The sequence below is a fragment of the Rodentibacter sp. genome (assembly GCF_057314195.1).
This window is the reverse complement of the sequence record NZ_DBHLAM010000012.1, coordinates 21604-37975: the sequence shown is the minus strand read 5'-3', so window position 1 is coordinate 37975 and position 16372 is coordinate 21604. Positions and strand designations below refer to the sequence as shown.

Annotated in this window: 15 protein-coding genes, 2 tRNA genes and 1 pseudogene; 4 read left to right on the top strand and 14 right to left on the bottom strand. The window is 45.4% G+C overall.

What is annotated here, in order from left to right; genetic code table 11:
• Nucleotides 1-74 precede the first annotated feature (74 nt).
• The 9 genes and pseudogenes from ACO59Y_RS01410 to ACO59Y_RS01370 form a co-directional block, all read right to left on the bottom strand.
• A complete protein-coding gene (locus ACO59Y_RS01410; RefSeq protein WP_486129987.1) occupies nt 75-467 on the bottom strand; it encodes a GNAT family N-acetyltransferase in 393 nt (130 codons plus the stop codon).
• A gap of 34 nt (nt 468-501) precedes the next feature.
• Nucleotides 502-672 (bottom strand): annotated as a pseudogene (locus ACO59Y_RS01405) (6-phosphogluconolactonase); the annotation flags it as partial.
• A 14-nt stretch (nt 673-686) separates the two neighbouring features.
• A complete protein-coding gene (locus ACO59Y_RS01400; protein WP_486129985.1) occupies nt 687-1994 on the bottom strand; it encodes an MFS transporter in 1308 nt (435 codons plus the stop codon).
• A gap of 63 nt (nt 1995-2057) precedes the next feature.
• On the bottom strand, nt 2058-2759 hold the full coding sequence (gene pgl / locus ACO59Y_RS01395; protein WP_486129984.1) for a 6-phosphogluconolactonase: 702 nt from the start codon (nt 2757-2759) through the stop codon (nt 2058-2060).
• Between the two features lie 89 nt (nt 2760-2848).
• Complete coding sequence (zwf, locus tag ACO59Y_RS01390; protein WP_486129982.1) at nt 2849-4333, bottom strand: glucose-6-phosphate dehydrogenase; 1485 nt, start codon at nt 4331-4333, stop codon at nt 2849-2851.
• A gap of 73 nt (nt 4334-4406) precedes the next feature.
• The gene (gene cysQ, locus ACO59Y_RS01385; protein WP_486129980.1) at nt 4407-5270 is read right to left on the bottom strand and encodes a 3'(2'),5'-bisphosphate nucleotidase CysQ; all 864 of its coding nucleotides are present in this window, start codon (nt 5268-5270) and stop codon (nt 4407-4409) included.
• A gap of 125 nt (nt 5271-5395) precedes the next feature.
• Entirely contained in the window at nt 5396-5806 is a 411-nt protein-coding gene (locus ACO59Y_RS01380) for a hypothetical protein (protein ID WP_486129978.1), read from the bottom strand.
• 51 nt (nt 5807-5857) lie between these two features.
• Nucleotides 5858-7846, bottom strand: coding sequence for an OPT family oligopeptide transporter (locus ACO59Y_RS01375; RefSeq protein ID WP_486129976.1), 1989 nt, complete (start codon nt 7844-7846; stop codon nt 5858-5860).
• Between the two features lie 165 nt (nt 7847-8011).
• Nucleotides 8012-8087: transfer RNA gene (locus tag ACO59Y_RS01370), tRNA-Val, on the bottom strand.
• 184 nt (nt 8088-8271) lie between these two features.
• Here ACO59Y_RS01370 and gltX point away from each other — a divergent pair.
• The 3 genes from gltX to rhlB all read left to right on the top strand — a co-directional run bounded on the left by gltX (nt 8272) and on the right by rhlB (nt 11184).
• Nucleotides 8272-9717 carry a glutamate--tRNA ligase gene (gene gltX / locus ACO59Y_RS01365; protein WP_486129974.1) on the top strand — a complete coding sequence of 482 codons (1446 nt, stop codon included), beginning with the start codon at nt 8272-8274 and terminating at the stop codon, nt 9715-9717.
• Nucleotides 9718-9795: 78 nt separating this feature from the next.
• Nucleotides 9796-9871, top strand: a tRNA-Ala gene (locus ACO59Y_RS01360).
• Between the two features lie 62 nt (nt 9872-9933).
• Entirely contained in the window at nt 9934-11184 is a 1251-nt protein-coding gene (gene rhlB / locus ACO59Y_RS01355) for an ATP-dependent RNA helicase RhlB (RefSeq protein ID WP_373603535.1), read from the top strand.
• 179 nt (nt 11185-11363) lie between these two features.
• On the opposite strand, the gene purT is transcribed toward rhlB, so the two are convergent.
• The 4 genes from purT to ACO59Y_RS01335 all read right to left on the bottom strand — a co-directional run bounded on the left by purT (nt 11364) and on the right by ACO59Y_RS01335 (nt 14321).
• Nucleotides 11364-12545 carry a formate-dependent phosphoribosylglycinamide formyltransferase gene (purT, locus tag ACO59Y_RS01350; protein ID WP_486129972.1) on the bottom strand — a complete coding sequence of 394 codons (1182 nt, stop codon included), beginning with the start codon at nt 12543-12545 and terminating at the stop codon, nt 11364-11366.
• 9 nt (nt 12546-12554) lie between these two features.
• Nucleotides 12555-13058: an S-ribosylhomocysteine lyase gene (gene luxS / locus ACO59Y_RS01345; protein ID WP_373603533.1), complete on the bottom strand. Its 504-nt coding sequence runs from the start codon at nt 13056-13058 to the stop codon at nt 12555-12557.
• 184 nt (nt 13059-13242) lie between these two features.
• Nucleotides 13243-13719 (bottom strand): YqaA family protein, encoded by a 477-nt coding sequence (locus ACO59Y_RS01340; protein ID WP_486129970.1) that lies wholly within the window; start codon nt 13717-13719, stop codon nt 13243-13245.
• Nucleotides 13719-14321 (bottom strand): beta-phosphoglucomutase family hydrolase, encoded by a 603-nt coding sequence (locus tag ACO59Y_RS01335; RefSeq protein ID WP_486129968.1) that lies wholly within the window; start codon nt 14319-14321, stop codon nt 13719-13721. Before ACO59Y_RS01335 ends, ACO59Y_RS01340 begins: the two co-directional genes overlap by 1 nt.
• 113 nt (nt 14322-14434) lie before the next feature.
• Between ACO59Y_RS01335 and ACO59Y_RS01330 the strand changes: the two genes are divergently transcribed.
• Complete coding sequence (locus ACO59Y_RS01330) at nt 14435-14830, top strand: hypothetical protein (protein WP_486129989.1); 396 nt, start codon at nt 14435-14437, stop codon at nt 14828-14830.
• Here the strand turns inward: ACO59Y_RS01330 and ppx are convergent.
• Complete coding sequence (gene ppx / locus ACO59Y_RS01325) at nt 14823-16370, bottom strand: exopolyphosphatase (protein WP_486129966.1); 1548 nt, start codon at nt 16368-16370, stop codon at nt 14823-14825. The two genes, ACO59Y_RS01330 and ppx, sit on opposite strands and share 8 nt — an antisense overlap.
• Nucleotides 16371-16372: the final 2 nt, after the last annotated feature.

The following is a 16372-nucleotide window of genomic DNA, read 5'->3' as shown; positions in this document are numbered from 1 at the left end:
ACAAGCAAATAACAAAGTTGAAGTAAGTAGTACAAACAGTTTTTTCATTTTTGTCTCCATATCATTCTAATAAATTAACTCTTCGTCCATGCACTCATGTGCTGTGTAAACCCAATATGCGGATAGTAATCCACCGCTTGCGGAGCGGATAAAAGCACGATTTTGGCTTGTGGATGTAACGCCTGTTTGGTGTGTTCGATTAACTGCACGCCGATACCTTGTTTTTGATATTGTTCGTCCACCGCCAAATCAGACAAATAACAACAATAGGCAAAATCCGTTACCGAACGGGCGACACCCACCAATAACTCGCCATCCCAAGCCGTCACCAATAAATTGGCATGATGTAACATCGCCGCCACACGTTTTTTATCTTCTAATGGACGACGTGCACCTAAAGTGGTTTTATTGAGCAGTTCAATAAATTGTTCTACTGAAATGGGAAAGTTGGTTTTGTATTCGATCATACTGTGAACCCTGTTATGTCTGATATGGCATCCGTTATAGCAATTTTGTTGCCGATCTATCTACATACCACTCCGTTACACCATTTTTCACATAAATTTTTGCTGGCGAATACGGAGGATCTTCTGCCGGAGTGGTTTAGATTTCTTTTAAAATTTCTGCTTTGCCTTCATATATTATCAAGTAGCTAATGCGTTTCTCCCGTTCTCAACGGCAATTAATTACACCCGTTTAATTTCCACGTGAGATTTCTTAAACGCTAATGCAACAGTGGCAATTAACATCACACCCGCTACGGCAATATAAAGTGACTGTTTTTCCCAGCCCGCATCAAGCAACATTCCCGCGACAGTTGGGGCAAGAACCGAACCTGCACGCCCCGCACCGATTGCCCAGCCTACTCCGGTATTACGAATATCGGCATCATAAGTCGCCGGATTAATAGTGTAAAGCCCGCTGATACAACCGTTGATTAATGCTCCAACAACTACGCCGAGCACCATTGCAACAGCTAAATTATGGCTGAGCAAAATAAACAGTACAATCGCCAGCGCAGATTTAACGGTAAATAAAATCAATACATTACGTGCTGCCCAGCGACTTGCGATCAAACCGTAAAGTAATGAGCCAGCCGCACCGCCAAGGGAAATCATCATACCCACATTAATGCTTTCCTCCACCGTCATCCCCGCTTCTTTTAACAATGCCGGCGTCCACGAACTGATAAAATAAAAACAGAACATAATGGCAAAAAACGACAGCCATAAAAGTAAGGTTGAGCGAAGATATTTGGAGCCAAACAATGCGCTAATCGGTAGTTTATTTTGATTTTCCGCTCGTTTGGCGACCAATTCCCATTCACCACCAAAGCCGAGTTTTTGAGCGATTCGATTTAAGCGTACGCGTGCATTTTGCGGCTGTTTGGCATTTAAATAATCAATAGATTCCGGCAACCAAAGCCATAAAATAATAAAAACCAATGCGGTCATCAGTGCGCCGGCAAAATAAACGGCATGCCAAGAATAAGTAGCTTGTAAAGATTTCGCCATCATCCCGCCGATCATTGCGCCGATTCCGAAACCTGCGGCATATACGCTAATTGCAAAACTACGCCATTTTTTAGACGAATATTCGCTAGTGATAACATTGGTTCCCACCAAAATACCGCCTACACCTAAGCCTGTCATAACACGGGAAAAAGCCAACATTTCCGCATTGACTGAAAATCCTGAAACAGTTAAACCGATGGCGGAAAATGCAACCGAGAGTAAAAGAATCGGACGGCGACCAAACTTGTCGGCAAGCGGTGCTAATACCATCGAGCCAACAACCATACCGATTAAACCGGCACTCACCAACATCCCAAACTCAGTTTTGCTCAGGCCGAAATCTTTGCTGATATTGGTCGCGGTAAACGCAATAGCCAACACATCAAAACCGTCTAAAAAATTCATCACGGCCGCCATCAAAACAATCGCCCATTGGTAAATACCCATCGGGCTTTGATCGATTTTTTCTCTTAAATTCATTTAATTATGTTCTCTCTTAAAATCATATTTATGCGTTTTATTCTCGGGCAAAGCAATTATCATCTACGCTAACAATTTTGCCGCCACTTTATCCAAATACCACTCCGTCACACCATTTTTCGCGTAAATTTTCGCGGCCGGATACAGCAGGTCTTGTGCCGGAGTGGTTTGAATTTCTTTTAAAATTTCCGCTTTGGCTTCGCCGGTCACCAAATAAGTAATGCGTTTGGCTTTTTCAATTAATTTTGCGGTTTTGGAAATGCGGAGCTGTCCGCTTTCGGGATGTTTGGCAATTACCGCAAGATTTTCATCATCAAAATCGGTTTGATGCGGGAATAGGGACGCGGTATGTCCGTCTGTGCCCATACCGAGAATAATCCAATCAAAAACGCCGTCAGGAATGACCGCACTCAATTCCTCTTCAAAGCGTTTAAGCTCTAAATGCGGTTCATTTTCGCCACGAATTCGGTGAATGTTTTCGGCAGGAATTTGAATGTGATCGAATAACAATTTTTGCACTTCGCCGTAATTACTTTCCGGATCGGATGGTGGCACCATGCGTTCATCGCCCCACCAGAAATGGAGGTTTTTCCAGTTAATGGCTTCCGCATAAGGGGTTTGCGTTAAAGTTCTGAACAATAATTTCGGGGTGGAACCACCGGAAAGAGAAATATGCACGGGATGATTTATTTGGCTGTAAATCACAAATTCTTGTGCGATTTTTTCTACCGCACTTTGCGCAGTCGGGAAGGTAATATAGTTCATTGTTTTTCCGTAGAGTAGGCTTTAACCCACCCTTTTATTCTGTTAGAGGAACGGTGGGCTAAAGCCCACCCTACATGAGATTGACTAAATTAAACTTTTTTCTTCATCAAACCGCTCGGTTTGCGCCACACGCGACCGCTTTTGGCAATAAGTTTATCGGCTTCGATCGGTCCCCAAGTGCCGGCCTCATAGTCATACACTCTGCCGCCTTGGGCTTTATAATCCAAAATCGGTTGGACGAATTTCCATGCGGCATGAACGGCATCGGTACGGGCAAATAACGTCGCATCACCTTTCATCGCATCAAGCAATAAACGCTCGTAAGCCGTCATCACGGAGGCTCCCGCCAAATCAGCATAACGAAAATCCATGGACACTTCTTTCGCTTCAAAGCCTGCGCCCGGTTTTTTCAAGCCAAAACGCATGGAAATGCCTTCGTCCGGTTGAATGCGAATAATTAGTTTATTTTCCGGTGCATTTTGACTAAACACGGGGTGCGGTGTGGTTTTGAAATGAATCACGATTTCCGTGACGCGCGTCGGTAAGCGTTTACCGGTACGCACATAAAACGGCACACCCGCCCAACGCCAGTTTTCGATTTCGCAACGCAGCGCCATATAGGTTTCGGTAGTAGAATTCGGTGGCACGCCTTTTTCTTGCAAATAGCCTTTCACCATTACACCATCCACTTCGCCTGCAATATATTGCCCCAATACCAAATTGTGCTCTACATCATCTTGGGTCAGCGGGCGCAAACAGTGCAACACTTTCGCCACCTCATCACGCATAGAGTTGGCGTTAATGATCGCCGGTGGTTCCATCGCCACCATGGCAAGCACTTGCAACAAGTGGTTTTGGAACATATCACGCATTGCGCCGGAACCGTCGTAATAGCCACCGCGTTCTTCTACGCCAATGGATTCCGCGCCGGTAATTTCGATGTAATCGATGAAATTGCGGTTCCACAACGGCTCGAACCAACCATTAGAGAAGCGTAACACAAGTAAATTTTGCACGGTTTCTTTACCGAGATAATGGTCGATACGATAAATCTGATGTTCTTCAAAGAAGCGGTGAATTTGAATATCCAGTGCTTCGGCAGTTTTACGGTCATAACCGAACGGTTTTTCCACAATAATGCGTTTCCAGCCATATTCTTCCGTATTCAAACCATGCGCGGCCAAACATTCCGGAATCACGCCATAAAGGCTTGGCGGTGTGGACATGTAATAAAGCGTATTACCATGCGTTTGGTATTTCGCATGTAATTCATCAAGACGCGGTACCAGTTTTCCGTAATCCGCCGCATCGGATGTATTGACGGCTTCATAATAGAGATGATGACAGAAATCATTTAAGCTTTCCGGTGTGGTTTCTTCCGTTTCCAACAAGGCCTCGCGCATTTTTTCGCGAAAGGTTTCGTCATTTAAATCGGAACGCGCAACCCCTAACACGGAAAAGTTCTCGTTCAAACGCCCGATTTTGAACAAATTATAAAGCGCCGGAATAAGTTTGCGATGCGTTAAATCGCCGGAGGCACCAAAAATGACGATACAATTATTATCAGTTTGCATAATATTCCTTATAAATGTCCGAGTAACGTGCAAAATAGTGCGCCATTCTAGCGAAAAAAACCAATCGAACCAATCAATTAAATTGAAAGACGGCGCGCCAATCGCGCGATTTATCCGCCACCATCACGAAATGCGGATTAATTAGCGTTTCTCGTTGATTGTAAGTAAGCGGTGCAAAATGCGAATCGAAAATCGTGCCGCCCGTTTCAGCGAGCAACACTTCCGCACCGGCGGTATCCCACTCGCCGGTGCGGCCGAGACGGACGTAACAATCTGCCACACCTTCCGCCACCAAGCCGCTTTTCAAACTACTGGAACCGAACACGATGAATTCGCACGGGAAATTCGGCGGTAACAGCGCACGCACTTTTTCTTGCGAAGTCGTCGCGCCGACCGCGATTTTCAAGGGTTCAATGCGGTGCTGATTTGAAAGTTCAATGCGGTGCTCGTTTGAGACTTCAATGCGGTGCTGTTTTGAAAGTCCGCCGGTGAGCCTAACGACTTGTTCGCCTTGTTTTTTAAAGGCGCCGAAATCTTTCAGCGCATAATAAGTGGTGGATAAAATTGGAGCGTGGATAACGCTCAATGCGGGTTTATTTTTGCGTACTAAGGTCATTAGTACGGCGAATTGATCGGTGCGATCGATAAATTGTTGCGTGCCGTCGAGCGGATCAATCAACCAATATTCTTGCCAATATTGCCGCTCGGCAAACGGAATGCGGCAATTTTCTTCCGACAGCACCGGCACGTTGGGAAACAGTGCGCGTAATTTTTCCGTTAAAAATCGGCTGACGAATAAATCCGCTTCCGTCACCGGCGTGTTGTCTTCTTTAATGCGTACTTCAACTTGTTGCTGATAAAAACGCCGGAGGTGCTTACCGGCCTGATAAGCAATCAGTAGAACTTGGTTAAGCAGATGTTCGTTGAGCGGCAACATAACGTTCTCCTTGAAGCGGATGGCGGGATATGCTCCCGTCAATGTGGTGCTATTTGGGCGGTGCTATTTGGGCAGTACAATTCACGGTTATTTTCCTTGTACGGCAAAATTAATTTTCAACCGGTTTACGACCTGTCCTTCGGCAACAACCACGGCATCACGAATAATGCGTAAAACAACATGCCGCACACACCTAATAAACCGAGGGCTAAGCCGCCTTCGCTAATCCATTGCCAAAATGTTGGTTCGTTTTCGTTCGCCACAAGCAAATAAAAATAGGACGCGAGGTTACAATAACAAATCGAAATCAACGATGTCGCCAACACAATGGATGTGATGTTATGGCGCACATAACGAAATTTGGCGGCAAACAACACGATTAAGAACGCGGGCACGGTGGCGAAAAAAAAGGCAACGATGAGATAATTGCCAAACGGCAAGGCGTTAAGATCGGCATCTAAAAAATAGAGTAATGCGGTTGCCGATACTTGAACGATAAAAGGGAAAAGAATTAAGGCTTTTAAATAGGCTTTCATAAAAAAAATAGGCTATTAGGGAAATAGCCTATTTTAAAATAATTTCGCCGATTAGTCCGATTTTTTCGCGCGTAATACGCGAAAAGCGAAAATAGCAAGGCCCGCGATAAACACGATTAAACCTAACGCTTCACCGATAGCGTCCCAATTTTCAAGATTGAGCGAAAGCGGAGCCTCTGAACCTCCGGATGTCACGGAAGCGGCAATAATAAAGGCTAAAATAACCCCCATTAAGCTTTCCCCCACAATAAGTCCGGCCGAGAAAAGCGTACCGAAACGTTCTGCTTTGGCGCTAATGCGTTTATCACCGAGTTTAGCGATACGACGATTGATGAACCATGCCAAGAACGCGCCGATAATCAGCGGCATATTAATGGACGGCGGAAGATAAATACCGATTCCCACTGCAAGCACCGGTAAAGCGAACGTCTTGTCGCTGATTTTTTTCAAGAAGGCGTCAATTAAAATCAGCACCGCACCCAAGCCAACGCCGGTTAAAATATACGTCCATTCCAACTGATTGGTGAAAATACCCTGTGCAATCGTCGTCATAATAGTCGCTTGCGGTGCAGAAAGTGCTTGGCTTGGATCCATATCCGGACGAGGTAAGGCGCCACTGAAACCGTAAGCGTGATAAAGAATTTCCAGTACCGGTGCGATGACCAACGCGCCCACAAAGCAACCAATAATCAACGCGACTTGTTGACGCCATGGTGTGGCTTCTACCAATAAACCGGTTTTTAAATCCTGCAAGTTATCGTTAGAAATCGTTGCCGTCGTCAACACAATAGACGCGGTAAACAATGTTAATGCAGTTAAGAATTTTTGACCGTCCGGCGTTTCAAATAAACCGGCTGCATTTCCAATGGATACAAGTACTAATGAAATCACAATTACGGAAAGAATTCCGATACCGGAAATCGGACTGGATGAAGAACCAACCAAACCGGCCATATAACCGGAAGCCGCCGCTACGAAGAACCCGATAAATACCGCCAAGAATGTGCAAACCACCACTAATAAAATGGAAAGTTCCGGTGCAATCGGTGCCGCGGCGATGAAGTGATGTAAGGAAATTACAATCAACACGACGGTCGCGATTAAAATATAAATCATGCTTTTCGGCGAAAGGTCGATGTCAATGCGGTGCTCGGATTCGCCATGCTCCCCTTTCAACATGCGGAAAGAATACACCATGCCTTGTACCATCGGTTTCATTAACACTAATAATGTCCAAATCGCGGCAATTCCGATGGTTCCTACACCGATAAAGCGTACTTTGGTTTTCCACATCGCCATGGCGAAATCAACTAAACTCACTCCGGCCGGCATATCTCCCGATGCAGTAAAAAACGGCACCGCTACACCCCAAGTGAGGATTGTGCCGATTAATATTGCAATACCGCCCACGATACCGATCAAATAACCCGCTCCCAATAATGCCAGAGAGAATCCCATAGGTAGCTGGAAAGCGGCCTTACCAGCTTGAATCCAAGTGCTGGCGCTGTCGGACATAACGCGTAAACCGTTGGTTAAAAATGCGACCAGTGCGGCTAATGCGCCACCGTAAGCAATGTCTTTCACGCCACTATCGCCGTTTTCATGGTTGCCGGCTTTTAAAATTTCGGCGGCTGCTACGCCTTCCGGATAAGGTAAATCGCTGTTTACCACCATGGCTCGGCGCAACGGAATGGTAAACAACACGCCCAAAGTACCGCCGGCGGCACAAATCAACATGGTTTGCCAAAACGGAAAATCATTCCAATACCCCATCATTAGCAAGCCGGGTAACACGAAAATGACCGAAGAAAGCGTTCCGGCGGAAGACGCTTGGGTTTGCACCATATTGTTTTCTAAGATACTGGAGTCCTTAAAGAATTTCAGCACAGCCATGGAAATTACGGCGGCTGGAATGGAGGAGGCAAAAGTCATGCCGACTTTTAAGCCCAAATAGACGTTAGAGGCGGTAAAAATTACCGTAATCAACGCGCCGAGAATAATCCCTCGAAACGTGAGCTCTTTTAGATTTGAGTGAGGCATAGTATTTCCTAGGTTTAATAAGTAAGAAAGCCGTCACCTTGTCAAAAAACTGTCAGAAATTCAAGAAATCTTAAAAATTTGTTGAATTCTATTAGAAAAAATTCAAAGAATAATGAAATATTTTAGTGAAAAACTAGAGAATATCTATTTAAACGCTTAGCTAAGTGGTGGGCGATACCGGTCTCTAACCAGTGACCCCCTCCTTGTAAGGGAGGTGCTCTCCCAACTGAGCTAATCGCCCTTAATGTTGTGGATGGGCATTATAGGGATAATGCGTATTCAGTCAATCGTTTTTTATTAAAAAAGGCTTAGTTGTTGCAAAAATAAGCATAAAATTCGCTTTTTTATTTATAACCGCGCGCAGTCCTAATCGAATCGTAGTAAAATAGCGCGCAATATCTTGATTAATATATAGGTTATAAAAAATGAAATTAGATGCTCCTTTTAATTTGGATCCGAACGTGAAAGTACGTACTCGTTTTGCACCAAGTCCGACCGGTTATTTACATGTCGGTGGCGCGCGCACTGCACTTTATTCTTGGTTATATGCCAAACATAATCACGGCGAATTCGTGTTGCGTATTGAAGATACCGATTTGGAGCGATCTACGCCGGAAGCGACACAAGCCATTTTAGAAGCCATGGAATGGTTGGATCTCAGCTGGGAACATGGCCCGTATTATCAAACCAAGCGTTTTGATCGTTACAATCAAGTGATTGACCAAATGATCGAACAAGGCTTGGCATACCGTTGTTACTGCACCAAAGAACGTTTGGAAACACTACGTCATACACAAGAACAAAACAAAGAAAAACCACGTTATGACCGCCATTGTTTGCACGATCATGCTGAACATTCTGCCGATGAACCTCACGTAGTACGCTTTAAAAACCCAACGGAAGGTTCCGTGGTATTTGATGATGCCGTGCGCGGACGTATTGAAATCAGCAACAGCGAATTAGATGATTTGATTATCCGCCGTACCGATGGTTCGCCGACCTACAATTTCTGCGTGGTTGTGGACGACTGGGACATGGGTATTACGCACGTGGTACGCGGTGAAGACCACATTAACAACACGCCGCGCCAAATTAACATCTTAAAAGCCCTCGGCGCGCCGATTCCGGTGTACGCCCACGTTTCCATGATTAACGGTGACGACGGGCAAAAACTTTCCAAACGTCACGGCGCAGTGAGTGTTATGCAATATCGCGACGAAGGCTATTTACCGGAAGCGCTTATCAACTACTTGGTGCGTTTGGGCTGGGGGCATGGCGATCAGGAAATCTTCACCCGCGAAGAAATGATCGAATTATTCGATTTACATTCCGTCAGTAAATCCGCCAGCGCCTTCAACACCGAAAAATTATTATGGTTAAATCATCATTACATTCGTGAATTGCCGCGGGAGTATGTGGCAAAACACTTGGCGTGGCAATATCAGGATCTGGGTATTGACACCACAAATGGTCCGGCATTAACGAAAATCGTTAATATGCTAGCGGATCGTTGCAAAACCTTACGCGAAATGGCGCAGGCAAGCCGTTATTTCTTTGAAGAATTTGACACTTTCGATGAAGCTGCCACGAAAAAACATTTCAAAGTCGGTGCCGTAGAAGCCCTAGAAAAAGTAAAAGAAAAACTGACCACACTTTCTGACTGGGATTTGCATTCCACCCATGAAGCCATTGAACAAACCGCCGCCGAATTGGAAGTTGGCATGGGAAAAGTAGGCATGCCGTTGCGTGTCGCCGTTACCGGTACGGGTCAATCGCCGTCCATGGACGTCACCCTCGTAGGCATCGGGCGTGAACGCGTATTAAATCGCATTCAACATGCCATTGATTTTATTCAGGCGCAAAACGCTTAATATTTAATCTGATAACATTGAATTGAAAATTTAATATTGACAGACAAAGAGGCGGAATTTATCATAGCCGCCACTTATGGGGATATAGCTCAGTTGGGAGAGCGCTTGAATGGCATTCAAGAGGTCGTCGGTTCGATCCCGATTATCTCCACCAATTTCACAAAGCAAGGTTAGTCGCCTTGCTTTTTTTACATTCAAATTATCCCTGCGATTTTTATGCAACAAGATTATTTAAGTCAGCAACGTTTTACCGATTTTCCTTTACACCCGATCGTGCAACAAACCTTACAAGCCAAAGGATTCGAGTTCTGTACACCAATTCAAGCGCTATCTTTACCCATCACATTGCAAGGCAAAGATGTTGCCGGTCAAGCACAAACCGGAACCGGCAAAACGATGGCGTTTTTAACCGCCACTTTCCATCATTTATTAAGCCATCAACAAGAAGATGCACATTATTCGCAACCGCGCGCATTAATTCTTGCACCGACCCGAGAATTGGCGGTGCAAATCGGCAACGATGCGGAGCCGCTTGCCAAAACCAGCGGATTGAGAACCGCATTGGCGTACGGTGGCGACGGCTATGACAAGCAATTACAAGCCATTGAACGCGGTGTGGATATTTTAATCGGTACCACGGGACGCGTAATTGATTACGTAAAACAAGGTGTGATTCGTTTAGATCAAATTCAAGTCGTCGTATTGGACGAAGCGGATCGTATGTTTGACCTTGGTTTTATTCGCGATATTCGCTATCTGCTACGCAAATGTCCTTCGCCACAAAATCGCTTAACCATGCTTTTCTCCGCCACGCTTTCTTACAAAGTACGCGAGCTTGCCTTTGAAGACATGAACGCTCCGGAATATATCGAAATCGAACCAGAGCAAAAAACCGGTCGCCGCATTAAAGAAGAGTTATTTTATCCGTCCAACCAAGACAAAATGGCGTTGTTGCTCACCTTAATGGAAGAGGAATGGCCGGAACGTTGTATCGTATTTGCCAACACTAAACATCGTTGCGAAGAAATTTGGGGCTACTTAGCAGCGGACGGTCATCGAGTCGGCTTGCTTACCGGCGATGTGGCGCAGAAAAAACGCCTTGCGCTACTAAAACAATTCACCGACGGTGATTTGGATATTTTAGTGGCGACGGATGTAGCGGCGCGAGGATTACATATTCCTGCCGTAACTCACGTATTTAACTATGATTTACCGGACGATTGCGAAGATTATGTACACCGCATCGGGCGCACCGGTCGCGCCGGCGAAAGCGGCGTTTCTATCAGCTTCGCGTGCGAAGAATACGCTATGAATTTACCGGCAATTGAAGAATATATTGGCCATTCCATTCCGCTCAGCCAATACGCTCCGGACTCCTTATTAAGCTTACCGAAACCCTATCGTTTAAAACTGCGCACGAGTGATTCATCGCACACACCAACGAGAAATCGCGCTCGCCGTAGATAATTTCTAGGGTGAGATTTTTTTCTCGCCCTATATTTTTTTAATGAAATTCTCCTCTCTCCTGAGCACCGCATTGGAATGAAAATGCGGTTTTATCATTTGCTTTGCTTCAAGCGTAGAAAAAGAAAATGCGGTCAAAATTCGTCGAATTTCAACCGCATTGAAGAGTAAAAAATAAAGAATTAAAGCGTAAATGTTAGTTTCTCGTAAGCGCGATTAACTTTTTCTAACGCTTTCTCCACCGAAACGTCGCGCGCCAATAATACGCCTAAGCGACGATGGCCGTTAAGTTCACCTTTACCGAATAAACGAATATCGGTCTGCGGCTCGGCGAGAACCTGGTCGAGGCAACCGAAACGAACGTTTTGCGATTTGCCTGCTACAACAACGGCTTTTGATGCCGCCGGACCAAATAAAGTTATTTCAGGAATCGGCAACCCCAAAATGGCACGGGCGTGCAAAGCGAATTCCGAGAGATTTTGAGAAATTAACGTCACCATGCCGGTATCATGCGGGCGAGGAGAAACTTCATTAAAAATTACTTCATCGCCGCATACAAACATTTCCACGCCGAAAATTCCTCTACCACCTAAAGCACCGGTAATTTTTTCTGCAACGGCTTGCGCTTTCTGCAATGCTACCTCCGACATTGCCTGCGGCTGCCAAGACTCGCGATAATCGCCGTCTTCTTGACGATGGCCGATTGGCGCAAGGAAAGCGGTGCCATTAATATGACGCACAGTTAACAGCGTGATTTCATAATCGAATTTCACGAAACCTTCTACAATCACCCGACCGGCACCGGCGCGACCGCCTTCTTGCGCGTAATCCCAAGCTTTTTGCAAATCGTCTTCGGATTTCAACACGCTTTGCCCATGACCGGATGAAGACATAATCGGTTTCACTACGCAAGGAATACCAATTTTTACTACCGCGCGTTGAAAATCGGCGAAGTTATCGACGAACTGATAAGGCGAAGTCGGTAAACCCAATTCTTCTGCCGCCAAACGTCGAATGCCTTCGCGGTTCATGGTAAGTTGTGCGGCTTTTGCTGTCGGTACGACATTAAAACCAGCTTGCTCTAACTCCACTAAAGTTGTAGTAGCAATGGCTTCCACTTCCGGTACGATATAATCCGGTTTTTCTTGCTCCACCAGCGCTTTCAATGCGGTGCCGTCGAGCATAGACAACGTGTAAGCACGATGCGCGACTTGTTGCGCCGGCGCGTTTTCGTAACGATCCACGGCGATGACTTCTACGCCTAGGCGTTGCAGTTCAATCACCACTTCTTTGCCTAATTCGCCGGAACCCAACATCATCACTTTGGTGGCGTTCTGGGTTAATGCGGTACCGAGAGTTGTCATATGACCTTCTTATTTTAATAATGATTCGTCTAGGGCAAGATCGGCATTTTTGTTTATGCCCACGCCGCGCGCAATGACATTTTTGGCGATTTCATGTGCTTCTTGCAAGGAATGTTCCGTGTAAGTACCGCATTGGTAAATATTAAGTTCAGGGATCGCCGCTTGATCTTTTACACCTAAAATATCGTGCATTGAAGCTAACCAAGCTTGCGCTACTTGTTGCTCGTTCGGCGTACCGATAAGCGACATATAAAAGCCGGTGCGACAACCCATCGGTGAGATATCAATAATTTCTACGCCGTCGCTATTTAAGTGATCGCGCATAAAGCCGGCGAATAAATGTTCAAGCGTGTGAATACCTTTCGGCGGTAGAATTTCTTTGTTTGGAACACAAAAACGCAAATCAAAAATCGTGAGGTCATCGCCTTTTGGTGTACGCATTGTTTTCGCCACGCGAACGGCCGGGGCGTTCATTTTAGTATGATCGACTTTAAAGCTATCAAGTAATGGCATAATTTTTCCTTTTAAATCAGTGGGTTATAGAATACTTTAAAAAAAATTAAATTTTTTTCTCTTTTCTTTGAACTTTCAAACTGCTGTTCGGTCTTATGGAACAAGCAACTTGCAGTTGTTTTATAAAATTGGTTCCTTAGGTTATTTGCTCCTCCTTGTTGAGGAGCTTTTTTTTGCGCGTATTTTATAATAAAAAAGGCGCACTGAGAAACAATAACGCCACATAACGAATGAATTTACCAAGAAAAATAAATAAACTACAGCGCGCCAAATCTAATCGCAGCCACCCTGCCAGTGCACAGAGAAGATCGCCCACAACAGGTAACCAACTCAACAATAATGCAACCAAACCGTAACGCCGAAGCAGCTCCTGTGCGGCTTCAATGCGGTGCTGTTTGGGCTTCCAAACGGGTAACCAGCGCCCGACGGCATAGGTGGTTAAACTGCCTAAACCATTTCCAATGGTGGCAACCAAAATCAATCCGATAATATCTTCGCCAAATCCGTTTCCCGACGCCAATTTCGGTACGATGAGCGCAACAAATACAGCTTCCGAATTGCCCGGCAAAACCGTCGCACTTAATAATGCACTTGCGAACATTAAGCATAAAGCATGATTTAGCCAAAAATCGGCCCAAAACCCGAAAGAAAGCCAATCCATTATCTTGCCGGAATAATTTCACGAGTGCGTACGTCGAATACATCCATTCCCGCACTCAACCCGGCCTCCACACCGAGATCGGCATCTTCAAACACAATGCAACGGGTCGGTTCGGCCTGAATTAATGTAGCACAACGCAAAAATGTTTCCGGATGCGGTTTGTGTTCCGTTACATCGTCGGCACTGACAACTGCATTAAAATAAGGCGCGATAGCGAGTTTATCCATTAACATATCAATCAAATAACGATGGGAGCCAGAACCCAGTGCAATCGGTTTTTGTTGATGAAAATGACGAACCACCTCAAAGGTCGGCAACAGCTTGGATTCGGTCGGAATCAATTGATAAGAAAGTGCTCGTTTAGCTGCCACCACTTCGTCCAAACGCGCTTGCGGCATGCCGGCTTTTTGCATAATCGCTGCGGCAATCGTACGTACCGAAGCGCCGCCCAGTTGATACATAATTCGACTGTCAAACTCATAGCCAAATTGTTCGCCCACCATGCCCCAGGCGCGCGCATGTACCGGCATGGTATCAATCAGCGTACCGTCCATATCAAAAATTAAGCCTTCGTAGCGATTAAACAGCGCGTTATCTATCATGTGTATTCCTTTTAAATTTTTTCTGTTTGTCACGATTTTGTGAACTTTGCTCTGTTTTACTCCGGCAAAGTACGTTAAATTGCGGAGCATATTTTAGAGGAATGGGAACCGAAATGCGACTGCTTGAGCAACTCGAACGTTGGAAGTTACGCGGCCAAATTAATCAACCAATTATTGACATCGTGTTTATGTTACGTGAACGTCTTGAGAAACATTGGCGAGCAGATGTGCATTCGCCGTTGGTCAATATGTTGCTGTTCCACATTGCCTGCAGTTTAAGCCGCATTGAACGCGGAGGTTGCGCCTCGCCGTTGCATCAAGAAATGTTTAAAGAACTGCAAAGCGCGATTATTTTTCCAACGGTTTTTGCCATTCATCAAGATTTGCTCTCACTCATTCCTTTTGACATACCTCAAGCGGAACAAAGCTATTTCCTGGCGAACCTGTATTCGCTTTTGCTGGAACAGCCGCAAATTTCTAAATCTGACGACGGCCATCGAGTTAATTAAACAGCAACTCTAACGCCAATTCTTTTAATCCGTTACTTTCCTGACGCAATTCGTTGGAAACGAGCGGATTACGCTCCAGATAACCCGGTTCAAACGCCAGTATCCAAGCGCCTCCAATGCGGTCGTTTTTTAGAGAGAGATTTTGGATTTTCTCCGCAGCTTGACGAGATTTGTTCAAAATCACCGCAAGACGCAATAAGCGAATCAACGCCAGTACGTCTTGTTCGTCATAACGGGCGAATTTGATTAAATCGGCGGTTTTCAACGGGCCGATGTGTAGCCGCACCAATAAGGCGAGTAGGCGTTGTTGTTCACGGTCAAAGCCCGGCAATTCCATATTTTGTAGAATGTACGCAGAATGTTTTTGCATATTTTTGTGATTAATCACGATACCCACTTCGTGTAAACGCGCCGCCCATAGCAAAATACTTTGCATTTCTTCGGCCAGTTCCGGTTTCACCCACTGATTATATTGGTGCGCCAGCAAATTCGCGCTACCGGCAATGCGGTGCGCTTGCTCGGTGTCGATATCGAACTGTTCCGTTAAACCCCAGGCAGTACGCGCGCGAATATCCGCCACTTGGAAATTTTTTTCGATGCTATAAATTACCCCTTCGCGTAACGCACCGTCGGAATAACGCATTTGATCAATATGAAACACATCGAACACCGCATTCAGAATCGCCAAACCGGGCACAAACACATCCGTGCGTTCGGGATTCAAACCGATAATATTTAATTTATCAAAATGTGATGCACATAAAGTTTGTTCGACCAAATCGTTCAAACGTGCTTTCGTGATAATGCCGTTCGGATCTAAAGTAGTCGCAATCACTTGATGCACGGTTTTTATCGTGCCGGAAGAACCCAACACCGATTGCCAACCGAGATTACGATATTCCCAACCTAAATCTTCGATTTTATTCACCGCACTTTGATAAGCTTCTTCAAAGTTTTGGCGCGAAATCACACCGTTTGGAAAATATTTCGCTGCAAAACTCACACAACCCATATGACGGCTTTCCGCCACAATCGGAGTGAAATCATCACCGATGATCATTTCCGTCGAGCCGCCGCCGATATCCACCACCAATTTTCGGCCTTTTTCCGGCTGCGTGTGACACACGCCAGCATAGATGGTTTTAGCTTCCGTTTGACCGCTGATAATGTTAATCGGATAGGGAAACACTTTCGCCGCCTGACGCAAAAATTCATCGTTATTAACCGCTCTGCGTAAGGTATAAGTACCGACCACGTTCACGTTTTCCGGTGCAAAACCTTGCAAACGCTCGGCAAACAATGCCAAGCAATTTACCCCGCGCGTAATTGCCTCTTGGCTTAACTGCGCATTTTCATCCAAGCCTTCGGCCAATTTCACTTTTTGTTTTAAGCGCGACAACACTTGAATGGAGCCGTTCATAATGCGCGCCACAATCATATGAAAGCTGTTCGAGCCAAGATCAATGGCAGCGATTTCGCGCACATTGCTGCGCGAATGAGGCAACGCGTCCTGCTCAAAAAACGTTTCGTTATTCGTCATAA